This window comes from Micromonospora sp. NPDC023814 (assembly GCF_040639595.1).
In the GTDB taxonomy this organism is placed as follows: Bacteria; Actinomycetota; Actinomycetes; order Mycobacteriales; family Micromonosporaceae; genus Micromonospora.
In genome coordinates this window covers 1-16,045 of the sequence record NZ_JBFAAF010000023.1, presented here as the reverse complement: position 1 = coordinate 16,045, position 16,045 = coordinate 1, and the positions used below count along the sequence as shown (strand labels likewise).

Below are 16,045 nucleotides of genomic sequence, written 5' to 3'. Positions count from 1 at the left end.
CGCGGTCCTGACCGGCACTGCACCCACAGCGGCCGGACATGACAGCGGCACGCCCGCTGCCGCGGCCGCAGCCGCGGGCATGGCGGCACCCAAGCCGGGGCGCGGCGCGAAGCACCGGGCGCAGCCGCCAGCCAAATCGGTACGCCCGGCCAGCGGCCCTGCCGGAGACACCCGCCCGGCGGCCGAGTCGACCCCGACACGGCGGCGGTGGTCACGGCTCACCGACGCACGCTTCGTCGTCGCGCTGATCGTGTCCCTCAGCGTGCTGGGCGTAGCGATCGCGTTCGGGAACGCCCCGAGCGACCAGCCGCAGGTGCCCAGCGCAAATACCGGGACCGACGCCCGGAGCAACCAGCCGCAGGTGCCCAGCGCAAATACCGGGACCGCGACCCCGAGCAACCAGAAGCCCAGCGCAACGGCCGCGACCAAGACCCCGAGCAACCAGAAGCCCAGCGCAACACCCGGGACCAAGGCCCCGAGCGGCCAGCCCGGCCGGGTGGTGATCAAACTCGAGGACGTCCGGGTGCGCACACCGTCGAAGCTGGCAGCGGTTCGCCTCGCAGAACCAGGTGCCAAGCACTACGTCGACCGGGGGTTCAGCATCGCCAGCCTTCCCGACCCGCTCACCGGAGCAGTGCTGATCCCCGGCGCCAGCAACGACAAGCGACTAGGCGCCCCGGCGGACTACCTGGCCTTCGACCTCGCACACGACGCCACAGGGTACGTCGCCTTTGACAGACGCGGAGCACCGGAGATGGACAACTGGTGGCCGGCATGGCTGCACCAGCAAGGCTTCAAACGCACTGACATGACCATCAAGACCACGGACAAGGACCAGGGTTACCTCGTCGTGTTCACCAAGAAGATGCCCGCAGGACGTGTCACGCTCGGACCGAACGCGGCAACGACCGAATCATCAACCACCTACATCACGCTCATAACCGCTGGATGATCACTCCGTGACAACGTGGCTGTACGTCCCTCACCCGGCTGCCTGGCGGCAGCACAGAGGTTGTGTCGAGGTTGTCCCAGATCAGCACGACCCGGAGCGTCAGGATGCGACGTCTTGCGGGGTGGTCGGCCCACATCGGATCCAGACCAACCATGTGGACGCTCTCGAGGAAGGATTCGGAGACAGGTGACCACGGACAACTCGGTCCAGTCGGGCGGCATCGACCCCTCCGTCCCCACTGCTGCGGGCATGTACGACTACTACCTGGGCGGCAAGGACAACTCCGCAGCCGACCGCCGAGCCGCGAACAAGGTGCTCGCAGCGGCTCCCGAGGTGATTCTCATGGCACGGGAGAACCGCGGGTTCATCCAACGTGCGGTGCGATTTCTGGCCCGCGACGCGGGCATCCGCCAATTCCTCGACATCGGCAGTGGCCTGCCCACCCAGGGCAACGTCCACGAGATCGCCCAAGCTGAGGCGCCAGACGCACGCGTGGTCTACGTCGACAACGATCCGAAGGTGTTGGCCCGCTCGCGCGCCTTGAAGATCACCGAGGCCAGGAACACGAGCGTGGTCACGGCAGACCTGCGCGACCCGGATGTCATCCTCAACCACCCCGACACCCTGGCGCAGATTGACTTCGACCAGCCAATGGCCATCCTGCTGGTGGCCGTCCTTCACTTCATCGACGACCAAGCTGACCCGTACGCGATCGTCGCCCGCCTCCGCGACGCCATGGCCCCGGGTAGCTACCTTGTCATCAATCACGCCACCGCCGACCCCAGGCCGGACAACGCTGGTGGCGCCGCGGAGGTTTACAAGAACACCAAATATCCGTCCACACACCGTACGCGCGATCAAATCGAACGCTTCTTTGACGGCGTACACCTCATCGATCCCGGCCTGGTGATCGTTTCCGATTGGCGGCCCGACACCGAAACCGACATCAGTCCGGAGGAGGTCTGGATCCTCGGCGGAGTAGGGCGAAAGCCGGCTGCCGATGAATCTCGATCTTCACGGATCTGACGGGTCTGCCCACCCTCGCATCACCCTCTGTCGGCAGGGCTCAGGCGAGTCCTGACTACCGCGGTCGCGGCGGTGCTGGGCGGTGCCAGGTCGGCGGCGGCGGTCGCCGAGTGGGCGAACGACGCCCCGCAGCAGGTCCTCGCCGGGCTCGGCGCATGGCGGAACCCGTTCACCGGGGTGTACCGGGCGCCGGACGAGCCCACCTTCCGCAGGATCCTGGCCGGTGTCGACGCAACCTTGCCCGCACCCTGCCTCTGTCGGTGCCTGCGCCCGGTTGATGGCGAAGCCCCTCGACGTTGTTGAAGTCGCTCCACATGTCCTACTGCGAATTCGCCAGCTCGCGGGCGATGTCGACCCGCGAATGGGCCCCGAGCTTCGCCAGGATGTGGGAGACGTGGGTTTCCACGGTACGGCGGGACAGAAACAGTTGGGCGGCGATGTCAGGGTTGGACTGTCCGGCGGTGACGAGGTCGGCGATCTTCCGTTCGGTCGCGGTGAGAGCCTCCCGGCCGATGGTGGGCCGGCGGCGCGGTCCGCGGCGGCCGCGGCGGATGCCGTACGGCCGTAGCCGGGCGTCGACGCGCATGATGTCCCAAACCGCGTCGAGCGACGTGTAGCCCTCGACCGCCCGCGCGTACGCGGCCCGCGCCGCAAGATGGTCGCCGCGATCGGCGTACAGCACGGCGGCGTTCTCCGATGCCTGCGCACCGAACAGGGGGTAACCGATGCAGTGGAAGGTGTCGGCGGCGGCGAGAATCCCCGCGGGTTCGGCCGCCAGCAGACCCGCGCAGTACTCTGCCGCAGCGGTGGTGGCGGAAGACGCCTGCCCCTGCGCGGCGGCGGCTGCCTGGGCCGCGGCGGCGGCGGCACGGTCGCCGCAGACCAGCGCGAGACGGACCACCTCGGCCAACCACATCGGCGTGTCCGGCGTCAGTTGCGGAAACTCGCGGTTCCCCTCGGGATCGAACACGGCCAGCAGGCGAGCCAGCGCCTCAGAGGACCGGCCCTCGCGCTCGGCCACCAACGCCCAGGCAACCAGCAGGAGGTCGGCGTACAAGCGCAAGCCGTTCCCAGGGCTTGTCAGCTCCTCGACGCCGAGGAACTCCCGCTCGGCCGCCGGCAGGTCGTCGCGGTGAACCGCGATCAACGCCCGCACCCCACGGCCGGCCAGCCGATACGTCATGTCCATCGGCAGGTCGGTAGCAGCCTGCAGCTCCGCCAGCGCCTCGTCCCACCGCCCCCGGTAGAAGCTGTAGTCTGCGATCTTTGCCCGCAGATGCGCCAGCCGGGGCGGAGTGCCGGCACGTTCGGCGAACACCATGGCCTGGCCGAAGGCGTCGTCGGCCTCGGCGGGCCGTCCCAGGTTGTCCAAGCCACCCGCGCGGTTGATCATCAACAGCAGCCGCAGGTCGGCGACCGGCAGCTCGTCCCCCAACACCGCCAACGCGCGATCGATGAGCGCCACCTGCGCCGCCACGTCCCGCCGCTGGTTGTGCTCGACGAGGGCCAAGGCGTGCAGGGCGTATCCGACCGCCAGCCGGTCACCGGCCTGGCGCCCCTCAGCCTCGGCTTGTACGGCGGCCGCCCGAGCCTCGTCGAAACGCCCGACGCCGATGAGCGCAAGGGCGCGCAGGGCGTACAGCCGGGCGGTCCAGACCGCCGGAAGCCCCGGCCGCTCCAGCGTGTGCTCAGCGACCTCAACGGCCTGCTCGTACCGCCCCATGCGCATCAGCGCGTACCCAAGGGTCCAGGCCACCCGAGCGGCCACCACGAGGTCACGGCTGAAGGCCAGCACCGGACGGGCCAACTGCTCGACCTGCTCGTTGTCGCCAAGCTGCGACAGCGCGACCGTCAGGTCGGCATCCAGCCGTTCCCGGCGCGGACCGTCGTCAACCGCGCTGCGGACCCGGGTCAACAGGTCGACTGCCACCCGCGGTGCCCGGTAGGTCAACGCCGCGGCTTCCCGGGCCACCCAATCGATCATCCACTCGTCGGCCGTCACCGGTCCAGCGAGCAACCGCTCGGCCACCCGCTCCACCGGCGCCCCCGCGCCGGCCAGCGTTCGAGCCGCCTGCCGATGCAACGCCGCCCGCAGACTCGTCGGCATCGCCTCGTACAGCGCCTGCCGGATCAGTCCGTGCCGGAACAGCAGCCGCTCCCCTGACGCCGCCACCGCCTCATCCACCACGGCCATCAGCTCGGTCGCCGGCTGCCCGGAGACCACCGCCAGGTCATCGACCGTGAACGCGGAACCCCACACCGCCGCCAACCCCAGCACCGACCGGGTCCGCTCCGGCAAGAACCCCAACCGCCGCCCGATCGCCTCCGGCAACGACCCCGGCCACTCCCCCGCACCCGTCAACTCCGCCACTCCCCCCACCACGGTGATCCGCGACTCCCGGACCAACGCCTCGACCGCCTCGTGGGCATAAAGCGGATTTCCCCCCGCCTGCCCCGTCAGCTCACCCAACGCCCCGCTCGGCACCGCGCCCACCAATTCGCCCACCATCTCGATCACCTGAGATGCCGACAAAGGTCCCAGCGGCAGCACCGTCGCCCCCCGCTCCACGAGGTCCCGCCGCGTCGCGGCCACTTCCGGCCGGCGTGGCAGCGGCCGGCACGCCGCCACCAGCAACAACGGCGCCTGGGCGGCGGTCCGAACCAACCGCGACCACACCGACAGGCTCGCCTCGTCCGCCCACTGCACGTCATCCAGCACCAACACCACCGGTGCCACCGCACACAACCGATCCACCAACGCCAGGACCTGCTCGGTCAACAACGCCGCCACATCCCGCGGCGTCACCAGCTCCGTCCTTCCCTCCCCCCGCAACAACCCCACCAACGGCGCCCGCAACGGATCCACCGAATCCCGCCCCACCAGCAGCGCGTCCAGCAACACCTGCAAAGGAAACGGCGGCAGCAACTCCGGCGCAGACCCCGCGTACACCGCACACCCCAACCGCGCTGCCTCATCTATCGCCGCCGAGATCAGTGTCGACTTCCCGATCCCAGGTTCGCCGTCCACCCACGCCATCCCGCCTCGGCCCTCAGCCAGCCCCCCAATCAGCTCTCGCAAGACCGCCAACTCGACATCCCGACCGACCATTGCCGAGGCAGGTGAACGCATGCCGTCACGATAGGGCGACCAGTGGCGCAACGCGCCCCCGAGGAGCAGCCCTGGACGCAGGATTTCACCTGAACGCCCAGGCGTCTCTGACTGATGGAGGGACCGATCCCGAACACTCAATCCGACTCAGAGTCAGCGTCACGACCGCCTGACGGTACGTCCGAGAAGCCATCGACCTGCTCGCCACGCACGCCGAGGACCTGAACGCGGCCATGCGGCGCATCGCCCGGCTCGCGTACGCGATCCTCGACGGCACCCTGATCCCCATCGCGTCCAAGACGGCGGCCCAGAGGCCGTACTACTCCGGGAGGCACAAGCGCCACGGAGTCAACGTGCAGGTCATCGCGGGCTGCAAGGGACGCCTCATCTGGGCCTCGCCCGCCCTGCCCGGCGCCGTGCACGACCTGACCGCCGCCCGCACCCACGGCCTGATCGACGCGCTGAGCAGCATCCACACGACGACCTTCGCCGACAAGGCATACCAAGGCGCCGGCGGCAGCATCCGCACGCCCTTCGTCCGAGGTGGAAGCTTGACGCGAGGGGTAGTGCTGGAGCCCTGGATTGTTGCCGGCAGAGCCCAGAGTCAGATTCAATGTTGATCATTCCCTCGCCAGACCGTCCCGGTCCGAGGGCGGCCGGGACCATCCTGACAGGCGGTTCGGGGAGGACCCGAGGGCGAGACCCTGGGGCCCTCCACGACTGTCGCCACGGTCCGGTCAGTGTTTGACTCCGATGACGACCCCGTTTGCGCCGGCCGCGACGAACGGCAGGGTGCGGATGTCGGAGAACTTGGCATCCTGTAGCCAGGTCATGTACTCGGTTTCGGAGTAGTTCTTACCGGCCGTAGTCTCGATGAGCATGTTCATACCCATCAGGGCGGCCTCGGCGGGGCCGGTGCGGTCGGCATTGAGCATCAGTTCGCTGATGATGACCACACCGCCGGGTGCCAGCGCCTCGTAGGCGCGTCGCAGCAGTTCCCGGTCGGTGTCCTCACCCCAGTCGTGCATGATCATGCTGTACAGGATCACATCGTGGCCTGCTGGCAGCTCGACGTCACGCAGGAAGTCCCCGGCCACCGTGGTGATTCGCTCGCTCAATCCAGCATCGGCGATCTTAGAATCGGCGATGGGACATACGTGGGGCAGGTCGTATACCGTCGCCGACAGATTCGCGTAATGGCGGCACAGTTCGATCGGGAACGCTGCGGAGCCGCCCCCCACATCCAGCAGACGGGCGTGCTGGCCAAAATCGTAGACCTCGCCGAGAGCGCGGGCGGTGAATGTCGAGATGCAGTGCATCGCGTCCCAGAACAACTGCAGCATCTGCGAGTCCTCGGCCACGAACGGAGAGTCCTGTACATCCGGGTCCCAGGCGGTCGGCTTGTCCGTCCGAAGCGCCTCGACAACACGATCCCATGCCGGGTACTCGCGCTTGTCGTAGAACCGCACCAATCCGCCGAAATAGTAGGGGCGTCCTTCGACCAAGAACTTCTCGGCGAGTGCGGTATTTCCGTACCCGTCACCACGCCTCTCCAGCAATCCCAGCGAGGCGCAAGCGGTGAGCAGTAGATCCGCCGGACGAGACGGCAGTCCGAACTCGGCAGACGCCTCCGCCACGCTCATCGTCCGACCATCGGCAAGTCGGGTGAACAGACTCAACTCCACTGCAGCGGCGAAGGTCTTGAAGCTCGAGAATCCGGAACTCAGCTGCATCAGCGGCAGGGGAGTCAGCGTCATTTCATTCTCTACATTCATTTCCGTCTGGAGCGCGGCACTTGCTGGTCCGCACCCCTCCTCCTTTCGGATACCGCTCATACGGATTTTCCGCACGTGGCGCGCGCCGATTCCCCTTTGGCCGCCACGCCGTGCCGCCCACGGAAGTCGGACAGCGCCTTGTGGCCCAACGTGTTGAACCAGGTGTCCACGCGCCCGGCCGGGCGCCGGCGCCCAGGTCGCGACCACGCTTCTTGACCGACGAAAGCGCAACCGCCCGCTTAGGGGCATCGGCTGCGCAGCGGCCTTCGATTACGATCGAGCACCCCTCCGCTGGCGAATCGAGGCGCGACAACCGCGCCAACGCTGCGGCCGTCACCGACAATTATCGCCACTTTCCTTGCAGACCCTTCGGGATTCTTCTATTCCATCTCGCCAGGGACGGGATCGGGATGAGTAGTTGGCGCACGAGCCGCGACCTCCCCACGGAAGGGGCGCATTTCGGCGGACGGAAGGACAGTGCAGTAAATCGCGACGAGAGGGAGCGTTCAAGGCCAGGGTGAGTTTCAATTCCGACAGTCGTATTGGAATAGAGGCCGAATACCAAGCCCACCGAGTTGGCGACTGGCCGCCAACAATCCGGAGCAGCAAATGGCAACGAGCAGATTGGCGGTCGGTAAAAGCTGCGCAGCAGCGCGTCTTGGTCGCCATTCGTCATGGACACCAAATCGCTTGGTCCTTCATGTTGGCTTTCACCGTACACCGCCCTCGAAGTTGTTCACAAGACTCGTTGATCGAAATTCCACGATCGGCCCGACCGGCCCTTCCGTCCTGCTGGAGCATCAGCCGGAACGCGCACCCACGTCCGGTGAGGACGGTGGCGAACTGGTCGAAAGCCGTCCAGTTTCGACGGCGCCTCGCCCTTGTCAGGGCGGCGTACTGGCGCGGCGCTTCGGGGTTGCGGGCGTCAACGATCGCGGCGGGGCATCGACTGGGGCACCAGGGAACAGGTGCCCGGGGAGGCGGAAGTCGACGATGAGCCGCCGCAAGTGCGGGCGGCGCCGATCCCTGAACAACTCGAAGGCCCACTGACCGCACGACCCGTGACCGAAACGCCGCCATCCACGAACTACGCCTTACCGGCGTGAACATCAACGCGATCGCCGAGGCCCTGGGCCTGGACCGCAAGACCGTACGCAGCTACGCCGCTACGCTCAAGCCGAAACCGCTGACGACCTGCTCAGCCACGGCCGCCGCGGCCGCACCGGACGAGCCCTGCACCCTTACCTGACCCACATCTACCAGCGGTGGAACGCCGGCTGCACCGACGCCGCCCTCATCTACACCGAGATCCGTCAGCAGGGCTACCGCGGCAGCGCACGCATTGTCCGCCGCCACCTGCAGCCCCTACGCGAGTCCGGCACTCCAGCCCCGACCCCACCCCCCTGCGTGACCGTGCGGCAAGCAACGAACTGGATCACCCGTGCCCCGGACACCCTCACCGACGAGCACCAGGCCAGGCGACACACGATCCTCGACCGCTGCCCAGCGCTACGCGAAGCCGCTGACATCGTCAGCTCCTTCGCCGTGATCATGGCCAACCTTCGAGGCCATGACCTGCCGGGCTGGCTCGACAAAGCCGAGGCCAGCACGGCTGCGGCCATTCGCAGCTTCGCCCTCGGCCTACGCCTAGACCTCGCCGCCGTCACCATTCGACTGTCCATGTCCTGCGCTCATCATGCGCCGCGCCGTGCTATTCGGACCTGAGGTGGCGTATGTCGTCCTCGGAGAGCAAGGCCAAGCCAGCAACCACGTCCCGGAACCCGTCGTACTCCGCGCGGCACCGCTGGCATCGCGCGATATGAGCCTCCATCACCCGATGCTCGTCGTCGGACAGAGCGTCCAACGCGAAGACTCCGAGCGCCAGCTTGAACGGGTCATTCGAACTTCCAGGCTGGCTCATTCACTCTTCCTGACCGTTGACGGTGCTGGCTTTCCTCGCCCAGATTACGTACCGTCGGCGTGGGCGGTTCAGCCCAAGGGTGGTTCTGCCGGTCGCGCGCTGGCTGATTCAGCATCGGCAGGTTACCGGCGCCCGCCGGGATTTCTATAGGCCAGCGATGCCGTCCCGGGTCTTCCCGACGAACACAACGGGCCTTTTTAATCCTGGGTATCGGCTGGTCTCGACGCGGTGCAGGACGAGGATGGCCTGCACGGTCGCGGTCGCGCGGCGGGGACAGCAACGCAGCTTGGCCAGGATCTTCCAGGTTTGGGAGCGTGTCGATTTCCGTGTTTGGGCCGTGGCGTGCGACGTACTACTACTTCGCGTTGTGGCGGGACGACGACACCCACCAGGTGATCCGTGACCTGTTGTGCTGCAAGTCGGCCGGCATGCAGCCGGATCTGCGGGGATGCTGCCGGCTTGGCGCGGACGTGACCGGGTGCCATCGGGATCTCGTCACTCTCTGCGAGGTAATCTGGCCGTCGGTGCGTCACCCGGTGGCCCCACGCGAAGTGAGCAGCGCATGCAGCGCCGCGCCGAACGCCGCTGGGTGTGTCCGGTACCCCTCGTGACCACCCGGCAGGTCGGCCAGGTGTTCGCCGAGCACGGCCGCGAGCCTGGCCGCGCAACGACTGGGGAATGTGTCGGTCGTCCGGCCGGTGGCGGGCACGATCGTCGTGGCTCCCGCGCGCAGCGCCGCCCAGCCAGCGGCGTTGACTCGGTATTCCCATGTCGCGCGCGCCTCGCCGGTGAGGAAGGCGTTGATGTTCGCGACGGTCCGGCTACTGGGCCCACACCACCTCGTCCTCGTGGTCTCGTGGATCGTGGGCGGGTTCTCCGAAGCCGGCTCGCATAATCTTGAGCGCCGCCTGCCAGCCCGACTCCGCGTGGACCCGGCGAGCGTCGCGGTGCAACCGTGGCACCCTGCTCGGCCGTCAGCTCAAACTCAAGATCGCCGATCCAGAATTCAAGCAGTACGCCGTGCACTCCTGGTTCGAGGGCCTCGACCGGGAGGCGGCGAGCGGTACCACCGGCATCGGCGACTACACGATCATCCACTTCCTTCCCTTCGCCGGATCCTGGATGTGGCAGATCCCGATCTCGGACACCGTGACCAGCGTCGGCGTGGTCACGGAGAAGGCCCGCCTGCGCGAGGCGAGCGGTGACCTGGAGAAGTTCTTCGACGCTTGGGTGAGCACCCGGCCGCCGCTGACACAGGCGCTGCGCGCCGCCCGACGATTGCGCCCGTACACCGCGGAGGGCGACTACAGCTACTCGATGCGCGAACTGTCCGGCGACGGATGGGTGCTCGTCGGCGACGCCGCGCGGTTCGTGGACCCGATCTTCTCCAGCGGCGTCGGCATCGCGCTCAGCAGCGCGCGGCTCGCCGCGAGCAACATCATCGCCGCCGCACCGCTCGGCTTCGCCAAGTCGGCGTTCGCCGAGTTCGAGCGCAAGTCGCGCAACGCCACCCAGTGGTGGCGCAACTTCATCACCGTCTACTACCGGCTGAACGTGTTGTTCAGCTCGTACATTCGTAATCCTGAGTATCGGCTCAATCTCATCAGGCTCCTCCAAGGCGACTTCTTCGACGACGACGAGGAGCCGCCGGTGCTCGGCAAGATGAGAGAGAAGTTGGCGTTGGTGGAAAGTAACCCGAACCATCCCTGGCACAGCGGCCTCCGGTCGTTGCAGCCGCAGTCATGGCGGGACGATCCCGCGGAGCGTTGACCCGACACCGGCCGCTCGGCGCGGTAGACACCCCGGATCCGCGCGGGTCCAGGACTGGAACGACGTAGAAGGGCGGTTCCCGGCCAGTGGTCAACTCTCCTGACAGGTGTCCGGCTTATCGGATCCTTGATGGTCCGTCACCCTTTATCCTGCCGCTACGCAGCCCTCCAACCGGGCGCAACGCATAGATCAACTCAATCGTCTTCGAACCACCCTCTCGGCTGGTGATCCGGTGCCGCAGGCCGAGGATCAGGGCGTTGAGGGACTCGGCGTCGATCGACGCCACCAGCACCGACCGGTCGATCTCTGGCCTCCCCGTGGCGGCCCGGCAGCCGGTCCGGCCGGATCTCATCTCAACGTCACGTTCCAGGCCACGACCGCCTCCACCGGGCCGGCCACCGTCGTGATGCCGGTGCCGCTGGTGAGTCCGACGTAGGCCTGCCCGGTGCCGACGATCAGCCGCGGGTCGACCGACTTCGTGATCAGCGGCTGGGCCGGGCGGAAGCCGGATTTCTGCTCACGTAGACCCTCAGTCTGTGCAACCTGGCGTCGTAGTCGATCCACCCGTTGACGACGCCCTTGCCGTACAGGCTGAAGCCCGGGTCCTTCCACACGAGATGCTGGGTGACGTCACCGTTCCTGGTCACCGCGACAGGCCGGCAGCCGGCTGGGTCGAACTTGTTGACCCACGTGTCGAACTCGACCGCCAGGCTCGGCTGGATCCGCGGCCGGCCGGTATCCGGCCGGGCGCCGTACCCGAGCCCTTCGCCACTGCTCCCGCGCGGTGTGGGACTGGCCTGTGCAGGGCGCGGTTGAGTTGGCGGTCTCCTGAGCGGTTGGGGCGGTAGCGGACGGTCTTGCCGGAGGACGCGGGGATGCGGGCGGTGCCCTTTGCTCGCATGCCGGTGTGCGCGGTGCCGAGGATGTGCAGGATCATGCTGGTAGGGGCCGCTGGCAATGGCGGGGTCGTCGGCAGCGAACTCGGCGGTGGCGAGGGTGCCCAGGGTGGCTCGGGTGGTTGCCAGGTCGGCCAGCTCGTAGTCGATGCGGGCGAGTTCGCCGGTGAGCGTAGTGATCTGCTCGCGTAGCCGGTCGGCGTGCTGGCGTGCGGCGGTTTCGCGTTCGGCGATGAGGTCGAGGACCGTGGGGAGTTTCACCGGTGCCGCCAGGTGGGGTGTGCTGGTCCCGGTCAGCCGCCGCACGATGTTCGCCGTCGATTCCCATAACGTTCGTGACACGCTGGATTCTGGTCGGCTCTCATACTCGCGCACGAGGCGGCGGTGCAGCATCAGCGTGCCGTTGACCTGCTCGACGATCCACCGTCCGCGGATCGGTACGAACCCGGGCCTGGCGTCGGATCGTTTGACGATCTCGACGTCGACGCCCAATACGGCGCGGTGCAGCGCGAGGTCCTGTTTGAACCCGGCGTCGACCCAGGCGCGGGCCCACCGTCGGGGTGTCCGCGACGACCTTGTCGAGCAGCCGAACGCCGATGGCGTTGTCGGTAGCCGACGCGTCACCACGACCGCGATGACCAGCCCCAACGCGTCCACGGCCAAGCCTCGCTTACGCCCCGACACCTTCTTCGCCCCGTCCTTGCCGGTCGTGGCGGTCGGGATGTGGCTCGCCGCCCGGATCGACTGGGTGTCCAACACGACCGCGGTCGGATCCTCCCGACGGCCGACCTTTTCCCTGGCCTGGCAGCGCAGCAGATCGTGAATTACCTGGTCGGTGCCGTCGTCACGCCATAGGGCGAAGTAGTAGTAGGTGGCGGACTTCGGCGGCAGGTACGCCCACTGACAGCCGGTCCGGTTCTGGCAGAAGATCGCGTTCACGATCTCCCGCAGGTCGTAGTCACCCTGACGACCCGACACCGAGACCGACACGCGTCTGGCCTTCCACGCGTCCAGGAACGGCCCGCTCAACGCCCACTGCTCGTCGCTGACGTCACTGGGATACGGCTTTCGATCACCCATGACCGGGCTAACACCGCTCCGCCCCGGCCCCGTGACGACGGCCCAGAACGTTGCCGCTCGTCCGCGGCTGGTGTCGCGGCCGGGTCGACGCAGCTGGCTCGATGACTACGCAGCAACCCGGTGCGGTACGGGTACGACCCCAAACATCCGTGAGCTACCCGATGTCTCTCAGCGCCCGACGAACGAGCCTTGCCTTGGGACAACCAGGTATGGAGGAGGGCAGCCATGGCGCTTGCGACCGGAACCGTCGCGGTCAGGGACCTATCCGCCGAGGAGCGGATGCAAGCCCTGTATGACACCCATGCCAAGCCGGTCTATTCATTCCTCCTGCGGCTCACTTTCGGCGAGCGCCAAGCGGCCGAGGACCTGCTGCAGGAGACGATGGTGCGGGCCTGGCGCAAAATCGAGGCCTTGAACGCGGACATCGCAACGCTCCGCCCCTGGTTGCTCACCGTCGCGCGACGAGTGGCCATCGACGCCGGTCGAGCGAAGCGGGCCCGGCCGGCGGAAGTCGGGCTGGTCGACATGACGGTCCTGCCATCCGGCGATGACGCCATCGAACGGATGCTCGCCGTTCAGACCATCAAGCGGGCGATGGCTCGGCTGACCCAAGACCACCGGAACGTGATCATCGAAGTCTACTTCCGTGAGCGGTCAGCCGCCGAGGCAGCCGCAGTGCTCGGCATTCCGGAGGGGACGGTCAAGTCACGCACCTACCACGCGCTCCGGTCGCTGCGCGCCGCCATGGGCGCCACCGTGAAGCGCCAGCCCGAATAGCCCGAGGATTGGGTAGTTTGTGCCAACCGGCCGTCCTGCCGGCCGCCTCCTACGGGGGAGTGTGTCGATTTCCGTGTTTGGGCCTTGGTGTGATCGAGGTTGTTAGATGGTGATCCGGTCGCCGTAGGCGAGGACCAGGGCGTTGAGGGCCTTGGCCCGACCGTAGACCCGGCCGGTGATGCTCCCGCCACCTCGGTGTTTCTGCTGAACGACGAGGTAGAGGATCTTCATCGCGGCCTGCTCGGTCGGGAAGTGCCCGCGGCGTCGGGCGGCCTGCCAGAACCTGGCGTTGAGGCTCTCGATGATGTTGGTGGTGTGGAGGACCTTACAGACCTGGTGCTCGTAGTCGAGGAACGGCACGAACTGCGCCCAGAAGATCCGAGGCTGGGGACCAGGTGGTGTTCCAGATCGAGGTACCGGCCGAGTTGGTTTTCGTGGCGAGTGTCCCGCGCTTCAGTCAGTCGGTTGTGGCGGGCTACCTGGCACGCGGGATCGCGGGTCTTGCTCGGCAGGCGCCCGAAGGCGCCCGCTTCGGCATCCACCTTTGCGTCGGCGACCTGCAACATCGGGCACTGGCGCGGCTGAGGAATAGTGGCCCTTTAAGCGTCAGCAACTTCATGCTCAGTCGTTCTGTGCCTGCATCCGTTCAGACGCGCCGATCAACCCCACCATTACGCCGACCTCTCAGCGTGGAGAGTGACGTTGGGCAGTGGACGGCCAGTAGCGTCGAACAACACGGCTCCACAGTCGCAGCGCTCGTCGGCCAGGGTCTGGGTCGCCGACAGTTGCCAGACCAGCATCTCCGAGCAGTTCGGGCAGTCCAGGCTGACCAGGGTCTCTTCGGGTTCCGAGTCCCAGGCCCGCACCGGGAGGCCCTGGTGCATCAGCCCGGTCAGCTCACGCTCACCGGTCAGCGCGACCAGTACCTCGTAGGTGTCGGTGCCGTTGTCCCGTACCACGAGCGTGCAGCCGAGATCTGCCAGCACACCGGACAGATGATCGAGCTGGCGGACCGGGAAGTCACCGCGGCGCAGAGTCGGGTCGGACTCGGCCGCGTGGTAGAGGACGTTGGTGTCGACGTCTGTCGGCTCTACCCCGAAGGCCCGTACCCGACCAGCCACGAACGCCGCTAGCTGGCCTGGGTAATCCTCACCAGTCCAGTCCATCGTGAACACCACACTGTCGACTCGGACCCCCCGAACCCGCTCGCCGGGGGTCAGGACCAGCTCTTCCAGCTCTGCCACGACGATCACGCTATCAACTGCCGGGCGGCGGACCGTACCGTTGTTGTGCCGTTGTCGTGCATGACCAACGCCAGCCTCCGCGCCGATCTGCACGACCCCTCAGACATTCAGATGATCATCGATGGGCTGCGATCCCTTCACGCTCGGGTGGCCCGCGACTACGAAGCCCTACCGACCGGCTCGCTCTGTCAACGGGCGTGGCGCTGAAGGCGATGGTCGTCGGCGGTGGTGAGCCATGAGCCGTCGCCGAGCGGTTCGAAGTCGTACTGTTCAGCAGAGAACGGGGCCAGCTGCCCTCGGACCTCGCCGGTTCGCGGGTCGACGATGTACCGCTCGAACCACTCCTCCTCATCGTCGGCCTCGCCGATGACGGTCACAACGGCGGTGTCGTCGCCGAGGTAGCCGCCAACCCACTCGACGAACACGCCGGCGGGATCATGGCCGAGCGACTCCGCCGTTACTCGCGCGACGACTGCGCCGTCGGGATACGCATGGAAAGCGGCGTCATGCTGATCGTGGTCCACGGTCATGAAATGGCGGCCGCCCGGTGCTACGTCGACAAGGACCCGATCCGGCCACGGATACTCGGTCAGCTCGATCCGACCGTTCTCGAAGCGACCCCGGTAGATCAGCGAGCCGTCCTGCCCTTCCCCCACATTCAGCAGCATGTGCCTGCCTTCTGGATGGGCGAAGTGCCTGCCCCCGTGACCGGCCGAACACAAGTCCACCTGCGCCATCACCCGGCCGGTACCCGCGTCGACGGCCAACCACTGATCGGCGCCGGTACCGCGCGCCATCGCGTCAGGTCGGAACACCCACACGATCATTCCGTCCAAGGAGTAGGCGCAGCAGCTATGGACGATGGGCCACGGTGCCGCAGCGGGGACCAAGTCAAGCTGCCACAGCCTCCGTCCGGTACGGTCGATACACGTCACGTGGTCGGGCATCGCGTACACAGCGCGGCTCAGGTCGGGTGCTACGACATGGTCGTCCAACTCCATGTGCGCCCCAACGGGAAAGGTCCCTGCGGGCACCACGTCCGACACCGGCGCTGAGCCGACAGGAATCTCGTAGGCCAGCACAAGCCCATCCCGGTACCGGGATCGCACACGAAATTGCGTCATGGCGCAGGACGGTAGGCGACCCGAAGGCGGAACTCGTGACCGACGTGCCAGCCCAACTTCGTTGGAATTCGATCGCCGAGGCGAGCCCGTCAGCGGCACGACCACTGGGCACCCGGTCACCCGCACGCTGCTGACCGAGCGCGGCCTGACCGGCAAGATCGCCCACAAGGGCGACAAGGCACCCATCCAGGCGAGCCAACGGTGGCACGTCGAACGCACGAACAGCTGGCACAACGCTTTCCACCGGCTGCAACGCTGCTACGAACGAACCGAGAACGGAACCTGTCAAGTCAAGTGAGACGTTTTCGTGGTCAGGTGTTCTGTAGATCTGCGGGTTGAGCTGCTGGTTTGTTGATCCACACCGTGGTCGG

The 16,045-nt window shown here is 67.1% G+C and carries 11 protein-coding genes and 5 pseudogenes; 9 read left to right on the top strand and 7 right to left on the bottom strand.

What is annotated here, in order from left to right; translation table 11 throughout:
• The 3 genes and pseudogenes from AB0G14_RS14905 to AB0G14_RS14895 all read left to right on the top strand — a co-directional run.
• Positions 1-952: pseudogene (locus AB0G14_RS14905) on the top strand (hypothetical protein); the annotation flags it as partial.
• Between the two features lie 186 nt (positions 953-1,138).
• A complete protein-coding gene (locus AB0G14_RS14900) occupies positions 1,139-1,978 on the top strand; it encodes an SAM-dependent methyltransferase (protein ID WP_357697491.1) in 840 nt (279 codons plus the stop codon).
• A gap of 27 nt (positions 1,979-2,005) precedes the next feature.
• Positions 2,006-2,281, top strand: coding sequence for a transposase family protein (locus tag AB0G14_RS14895; protein ID WP_357697560.1), 276 nt, complete (start codon positions 2,006-2,008; stop codon positions 2,279-2,281).
• Between the two features lie 16 nt (positions 2,282-2,297).
• On the opposite strand, the gene AB0G14_RS14890 is transcribed toward AB0G14_RS14895, so the two are convergent.
• Entirely contained in the window at positions 2,298-5,138 is a 2,841-nt protein-coding gene (locus tag AB0G14_RS14890) for an AAA family ATPase (RefSeq protein ID WP_357697489.1), read from the bottom strand.
• A gap of 110 nt (positions 5,139-5,248) precedes the next feature.
• Here AB0G14_RS14890 and AB0G14_RS14885 point away from each other — a divergent pair.
• Positions 5,249-5,629 (top strand): annotated as a pseudogene (locus AB0G14_RS14885) (transposase family protein); the annotation flags it as partial.
• Between the two features lie 195 nt (positions 5,630-5,824).
• On the opposite strand, the gene AB0G14_RS14880 reads toward AB0G14_RS14885, so the two are convergent.
• Positions 5,825-6,844 (bottom strand): methyltransferase, encoded by a 1,020-nt coding sequence (locus AB0G14_RS14880; protein WP_357697487.1) that lies wholly within the window; start codon positions 6,842-6,844, stop codon positions 5,825-5,827.
• Positions 6,845-7,964: 1,120 nt separating this feature from the next.
• On the opposite strand from AB0G14_RS14880, the gene AB0G14_RS14875 reads away from it, so the two are divergent.
• Together AB0G14_RS14875 and AB0G14_RS14870 are read left to right on the top strand one after the other, a co-directional pair.
• Positions 7,965-8,111: a hypothetical protein gene (locus AB0G14_RS14875; protein ID WP_357697485.1), complete on the top strand. Its 147-nt coding sequence runs from the start codon at positions 7,965-7,967 to the stop codon at positions 8,109-8,111.
• A 158-nt stretch (positions 8,112-8,269) separates the two neighbouring features.
• Positions 8,270-8,587 (top strand): hypothetical protein, encoded by a 318-nt coding sequence (locus tag AB0G14_RS14870; protein WP_357697483.1) that lies wholly within the window; start codon positions 8,270-8,272, stop codon positions 8,585-8,587.
• Here the strand turns inward: AB0G14_RS14870 and AB0G14_RS14865 are convergent.
• On the bottom strand, positions 8,574-8,783 hold the full coding sequence (locus tag AB0G14_RS14865) for a zf-HC2 domain-containing protein (protein ID WP_357697481.1): 210 nt from the start codon (positions 8,781-8,783) through the stop codon (positions 8,574-8,576). The genes AB0G14_RS14870 and AB0G14_RS14865 overlap by 14 nt on opposite strands.
• An 897-nt stretch (positions 8,784-9,680) precedes the next feature.
• On the opposite strand from AB0G14_RS14865, the gene AB0G14_RS14860 reads away from it, so the two are divergent.
• Positions 9,681-10,553 (top strand): tryptophan 7-halogenase, encoded by an 873-nt coding sequence (locus AB0G14_RS14860; RefSeq protein WP_357697479.1) that lies wholly within the window; start codon positions 9,681-9,683, stop codon positions 10,551-10,553.
• Between the two features lie 1,349 nt (positions 10,554-11,902).
• Here AB0G14_RS14860 and AB0G14_RS14855 read toward each other — a convergent pair.
• A pseudogene (locus AB0G14_RS14855) lies at positions 11,903-12,529 on the bottom strand (transposase); the annotation flags it as partial.
• 225 nt (positions 12,530-12,754) lie between these two features.
• On the opposite strand from AB0G14_RS14855, the gene AB0G14_RS14850 reads away from it, so the two are divergent.
• Positions 12,755-13,306: a sigma-70 family RNA polymerase sigma factor gene (locus AB0G14_RS14850; protein WP_357697477.1), complete on the top strand. Its 552-nt coding sequence runs from the start codon at positions 12,755-12,757 to the stop codon at positions 13,304-13,306.
• Positions 13,307-13,408: 102 nt separating this feature from the next.
• Here AB0G14_RS14850 and AB0G14_RS14845 read toward each other — a convergent pair.
• From AB0G14_RS14845 to AB0G14_RS14835, 3 genes and pseudogenes are all read right to left on the bottom strand, one after another.
• Positions 13,409-13,678 (bottom strand): annotated as a pseudogene (locus AB0G14_RS14845) (transposase); the annotation flags it as partial.
• Between the two features lie 299 nt (positions 13,679-13,977).
• A complete protein-coding gene (locus tag AB0G14_RS14840; RefSeq protein ID WP_357697475.1) occupies positions 13,978-14,643 on the bottom strand; it encodes a hypothetical protein in 666 nt (221 codons plus the stop codon).
• 95 nt (positions 14,644-14,738) lie between these two features.
• Positions 14,739-15,377, bottom strand: coding sequence for a hypothetical protein (locus AB0G14_RS14835; protein ID WP_357697473.1), 639 nt, complete (start codon positions 15,375-15,377; stop codon positions 14,739-14,741).
• Between the two features lie 415 nt (positions 15,378-15,792).
• On the opposite strand from AB0G14_RS14835, the pseudogene AB0G14_RS14830 reads away from it, so the two are divergent.
• Positions 15,793-15,942, top strand: a pseudogene (locus tag AB0G14_RS14830) (IS5/IS1182 family transposase); the annotation flags it as partial.
• Positions 15,943-16,045: the final 103 nt, after the last annotated feature.

Coding starts and splice junctions, on each gene's coding strand:
- AB0G14_RS14880 (WP_357697487.1), bottom strand. CDS start 6,844: ATGACGCTGACTCCCCTGCCGCTGATGCAGCTGAGTTCCGGATTCTCG.
- AB0G14_RS14865 (WP_357697481.1), bottom strand. CDS start 8,783: ATGAGCCAGCCTGGAAGTTCGAATGACCCGTTCAAGCTGGCGCTCGGA.
- AB0G14_RS14850 (WP_357697477.1), top strand. CDS start 12,755: ATGGCGCTTGCGACCGGAACCGTCGCGGTCAGGGACCTATCCGCCGAG.
- AB0G14_RS14835 (WP_357697473.1), bottom strand. CDS start 15,377: ATGATCGTGTGGGTGTTCCGACCTGACGCGATGGCGCGCGGTACCGGC.